Below are 4,142 nucleotides of genomic sequence, written 5' to 3'. Positions count from 1 at the left end.
GGGGAGGGCTCGGGGGAGGGCAGCGTCCTCAACAACGCCAGCATCGTGATCCACGTGCGGTGGCGGTCCGGCACGGCACTGCTCAGCGGCGACATCGAGACCGAGGCGCAGGAGAGCCTGCTGCGCGCCGCCGTCCCCCGGGCGGACATCCTGAAGGTGCCCCACCACGGCTCCCCGCGCCAGGTCCCGGCCTTCTTCGCCGCCGTACGCCCGCGTGCCGCCCTGATCAGCGTCGGCGCGGACAACACCTACGGCCATCCCGCCCCGCCGACGCTCGCCCACCTCCGTCACGCCGGGGCCCGCGTCTACCGCACCGACACGTCCGGCGACCTCGCCGTCATCGACCACGACGGCACCCTGGCGGTGGTGTCCCGTGGGCGCTGACCGGGGTGGCGGCCGCGTCACCTCACCGAGGGTTGAGGAGCTCGGTGATCCGCAGGAACCCGTCGGCGCCGTGGCCCCGCCCGATGACGCGGCGGGCCAGCCCTTCGGCAGCCCGCATCACGCTCGCGTCGATGCCGTGCGCCTCGGACGTGTGGACGATGTGGGCCATCGACGACACCGCCGAGGTGATCGGGTTGTCCTCGCCGGAGAACCGCCCGCTGTCCACCTCCTCGGCGCTCAGCTCGAAGATCGGCGGAAGGATGGCGCCGATGCCCTTGGCGAACGGAGCCAGCTCCCGGGCGGTGACCCCTTCGGCTCTGGCCACCGCCAGCGCGTGCGCGTAGCCCGCCATCGCGGTCCAGAAGATGTCGAGCAGGGCGATGTCGTAGGCGGACGCCCGGCCGATGTCCTCGCTCAGGTAGGTGTGGGTGCCGCCCAGAGCGTCGAGCATCGGGCGGTGCCTCCGGTAGAGCTCTTCCGGTCCGCTGTGCAGAAACACTCCGGCCGGGGTCCCGATGGTCGTGGTCGGGGTCATGATGGCGCCGTCCAGATAGCCGACTCCGTGTTCGGCCGCCCAGGTCGCGGTGTCGCGGGCGCGGTCGGGGGTGTCGGCGGTGAGGTTCACCAGGGTGCGCCCCTTGAGCGCGCCGGCGACCGCGCCGGCCCGCACGATGGCGTCCACCGCGTCGTAGTTCACCACGCAGATCACGGTCAATCCACTGGCGGCGACCGCCTCTTCGGCAGAGGATGCGCCGGTCGCGCCCCGCTCGACGAGTTCCCGGTCCTTGCCCGGTGTCCGGTTCCACACCGTGGTCGGCAGGCCGGCGTCCAGGAAGGCTGCTGCGAGGGCCCGGCCCATCGGTCCCAGGCCGAGCACGGTGACGGCAGACTGTTCAGTGTGCGAGGTCATGCTTCAACTCCTCGATAATGAGCGAGACGGTGACGAACGGAGGGGATGATGACGCGCAGCCGTGCCCAGGATCCGAACGTCTGCGGAGTGACCGCCGCGATCGCGGTGATCGACGGCAAGTGGAAGACAACCCTGCTGTGGCTCCTGGAGACCCGCCCGCACCGCCCCGGCGAGCTGCGCCGGCGGCTGCCGGGCCTCACCGAGAAGGTGCTGACCCAGACGCTGCGGGAGATGGAGGCCGACGGGCTGGTCCACCGGGAGGTGCACGACGTGCTGCCGCTGAAGACCGTCTACTCCCTGACCGCGTTCGGCCGCGAGCTCTCCGAAGCGCTGGCGCCCCTTTCCGACTGGGGCCACCGCCGCCTGGAGAAGCTGGCCGACTCCCTATCACTCTCCTGAGACGCCGCCGTCCTCCCCTCTCGTCCGGCAGCGAGTCCGTTCCGGCCTGCACGACCAAGCTTCCTGTCGTCCCGGCCCGGTCGACAAGTACCCACAAAAAGGTGGCTATGAGGGTGCCGCCCAGGCGGGGGCGGGATCCGGTTTCGGGTTGTCGGTGGGGCATGGCATGCTGCTCGGCATGGCGGGAACCGATCCAGCACCTGTGACCTTGGTGGTCGGCGACGAGGAGTTGCTGGCCGAGCGGGCCGTCAGCGCCGTCGTGGCGGCCGCGCGCGCCGCGGAGGCGGCGGAGGTGCACGATCTGGTGGGCTCCAAGGTGACCACCGGGGAGCTGCGGCACCTGACGTCGCCCTCGCTGTTCGGCGACCGCACGGTGGTGGTGATCCGGTCGGCCCAGGACCTGGTCAAGGATGTGATCGCCGAGGTCGTGGCCTATGCGAAGCAGCCTTCCGACGAGGTCGTGCTCGTGCTGTCGCATCCTGGCGGGGTCAAGGGCAAGGCGCTCGTCGACGGGGTGAAGAAGGCCGGGGCCTCGGTGGTCACGGTCACCAAGGTGACCAAGGCGGGGGAGCGGCTCGACTTCATCAAGCAAGAGGTGAAACGGGCGGGCCGCGGCATCTCCGCCGACGCCGCCCAGGCGTTGCTCGACGCCGTGGGCAACGACCTGCGGGAGCTCGCGGCGGCGTGCAGCCAGCTCGCGTTCGACACGCAGGACAAGACCATCAACCTCAACGCCGTGGCTCGCTATCACAAGGGCAGGGCCGAGGTCACGGGCTTCAACGTGGCCGACTCGGCCGTCGAGGGGCGGCTGGGGGAGGCGCTGGAGCAGTTGCGCTGGGCGCTCGGCACGGGGGTAGCGCCGGTGCTGCTGGTGAGCGCGCTGGCCGGTGGGCTGCGGTCCATCGCCAAGGTGGGCGGAGCGCCGCGCAACCTGCGTGGCGGGCAGCTGGCGAGCCACCTGGGCATGCCCCCCTGGAAGATCGACCGGGTCAAGCGCCAGCTCAACGGCTGGGGGCCGGAAGGGCTGTCGCGGGCCATGCAGGCGGTGGCCGACGCCGACGAGCAGGTCAAGGGCGGCGGCGCCGACCCGGCCTACGCCTTGGAGCACACCGTTCAGGTCATCGTCGCCAGCCGCACCGGCCGTTAAGGAGCACCTGGCCCTCGCCGGGTGCGAGGGGCAGCACCGATGGCGGCGGCTGTCCGGCGGGCTCCGGCTGCGAGTCCCGTCTCCATCCACCCTCCGGGGACGCGGAGCGGCGCGTCAGGAGGGAGGGGACTCGACGTTCGTCAGAAGGGTTTTGAGTAGGCCGTCCAGGGTCTGCCGTTCGGCCGGGGTGAGGGCGGCGATCAGCTTGGTCTCCACGTCGCCGCGGATGGTCATGGCCTCCATCCACAGGTCGTGCCCTCGGGCGGTGAGCTCGATGTCGACGCGCCGCCGGTCGGAGGTGCCGCGGATGCGCCGGACGAGACCGGACTTCTCCAGCGTGTCGAGGCGGCCGGTCATGCCCGCCGGGGACAGCAGGAGTTCGGCGGCCAGTTCGGAGGGGGTGGCGGCGCCGCCCCCGGCCACCAGCCGGTGCAGCGTCTCGAACTCGAAGTCCTGCATGCCGACCTGGGCGAGCGCGGCCTCCTTGCTGTGGGCGATGTGCTTCACCAGCACCTGCATGCGGGTGACGATGCCCTCCACGCGCTCGTCGTAGGGGGCTTTGCCGCGCCAGCGGGCGAGATGTCGGTCGACGGAGTCCTCCACGGGACGCACTATACGCCAGCAAGTATTTTGTTGACGAAACATTCGCTGGCGAAATAGCGTGGGGGTTCATGACGACACGACTGCTGATCGGGCGGGCCTTGTCGGCCCTGGCGACCGCGCTGATCCCGACCACGCTCACGCTCGCGGTGCTGCGGGCCACCGGGAGCGCCGAGGACCTGGGGCTGGTGCTGGCGTGCGAGCTGCTGCCGCTGCTGCTGTGCCTGCCGGTGGCTGGGGTCATGGCCGACCGGCTGCCGCCCGCGCGGGTGGTGCTGCTGGCCGACCTGGTGCGGTGCCTGGCCCAGGCGGGGATCGGCATCGAGCTGCTGGCCGGGGTGGGGCGGATCGCGGACCTGGCGGTGCTGTCCGCCGTGACGGGGGTGGCGATCGCGTTCGGCATGCCGGCGGTGCCCCGGCTCGTGGTCGCCGTGGTGGCTCCCGGCGAACGGCTGCGGGTGAACGCGCGCATCGGCGTGGCCACGAGCCTGTCGAGCGTGCTCGCGCCCGCTCTGGCGGGCGGCGTCGTGCTGGCCGCCGGTCCGGGCTGGGCCGCGCTCCTCACCGCCGTGGTGTTCGCCTGCTCGGCCCTGACCCTGGGCGGCATCCGAACCTCCTCGAACGCGAGTGTCCGTACCATCTCGAACGCGAGCGTCCGTACGCCCGCCAACGCGGGAGCCGGTACGGGGGCGGGCGTACGGA

General features: G+C 71.7%; 6 protein-coding genes. 4 read left to right on the top strand and 2 right to left on the bottom strand.

Annotation, left to right across the window (positions count from 1 at the left end; translation table 11 throughout):
• The coding region (locus ADY59_RS52160) for a hypothetical protein (RefSeq protein WP_049577647.1) at nucleotides 1-384 on the top strand (384 nt) is incomplete at its 5' end.
• A gap of 22 nt (nucleotides 385-406) precedes the next feature.
• Here ADY59_RS52160 and ADY59_RS46720 read toward each other — a convergent pair.
• Nucleotides 407-1,294, bottom strand: coding sequence for an NAD(P)-dependent oxidoreductase (locus ADY59_RS46720; RefSeq protein ID WP_049577644.1), 888 nt, complete (start codon nucleotides 1,292-1,294; stop codon nucleotides 407-409).
• A gap of 48 nt (nucleotides 1,295-1,342) precedes the next feature.
• On the opposite strand from ADY59_RS46720, the gene ADY59_RS46715 reads away from it, so the two are divergent.
• Complete coding sequence (locus ADY59_RS46715; protein WP_049577653.1) at nucleotides 1,343-1,693, top strand: winged helix-turn-helix transcriptional regulator; 351 nt, start codon at nucleotides 1,343-1,345, stop codon at nucleotides 1,691-1,693.
• 166 nt (nucleotides 1,694-1,859) lie between these two features.
• The gene (gene holA, locus ADY59_RS46710; RefSeq protein ID WP_231619234.1) at nucleotides 1,860-2,840 is read left to right on the top strand and encodes a DNA polymerase III subunit delta; all 981 of its coding nucleotides are present in this window, start codon (nucleotides 1,860-1,862) and stop codon (nucleotides 2,838-2,840) included.
• 114 nt (nucleotides 2,841-2,954) lie between these two features.
• Here the strand turns inward: holA and ADY59_RS46705 are convergent, their stop codons facing one another.
• The gene (locus tag ADY59_RS46705) at nucleotides 2,955-3,443 is read right to left on the bottom strand and encodes a MarR family winged helix-turn-helix transcriptional regulator (RefSeq protein ID WP_049577642.1); all 489 of its coding nucleotides are present in this window, start codon (nucleotides 3,441-3,443) and stop codon (nucleotides 2,955-2,957) included.
• A 68-nt stretch (nucleotides 3,444-3,511) separates the two neighbouring features.
• Here ADY59_RS46705 and ADY59_RS46700 point away from each other — a divergent pair.
• On the top strand, nucleotides 3,512-4,142 hold a 631-nt coding region (locus ADY59_RS46700), incomplete at its 3' end, for an MFS transporter (protein ID WP_156326166.1).

The organism is Nonomuraea sp. SBT364 (assembly GCF_001083785.1).
Classification (GTDB): domain Bacteria; phylum Actinomycetota; class Actinomycetes; order Streptosporangiales; family Streptosporangiaceae; genus Nonomuraea.
The sequence above is the reverse complement of the archived record's forward strand: the minus strand, read 5'-3'. Positions and strand labels throughout refer to the sequence as shown.

Bases quoted from the DNA above. Each gene is read 5' to 3' on its own strand.
- ADY59_RS46715 (WP_049577653.1), top strand. From the start codon at position 1,343: ATGACGCGCAGCCGTGCCCAGGATCCGAACGTCTGCGGAGTGACCGCC.
- holA (WP_231619234.1), top strand. From the start codon at position 1,860: ATGCTGCTCGGCATGGCGGGAACCGATCCAGCACCTGTGACCTTGGTG.
- ADY59_RS46720 (WP_049577644.1), bottom strand. From the start codon at position 1,294: ATGACCTCGCACACTGAACAGTCTGCCGTCACCGTGCTCGGCCTGGGA.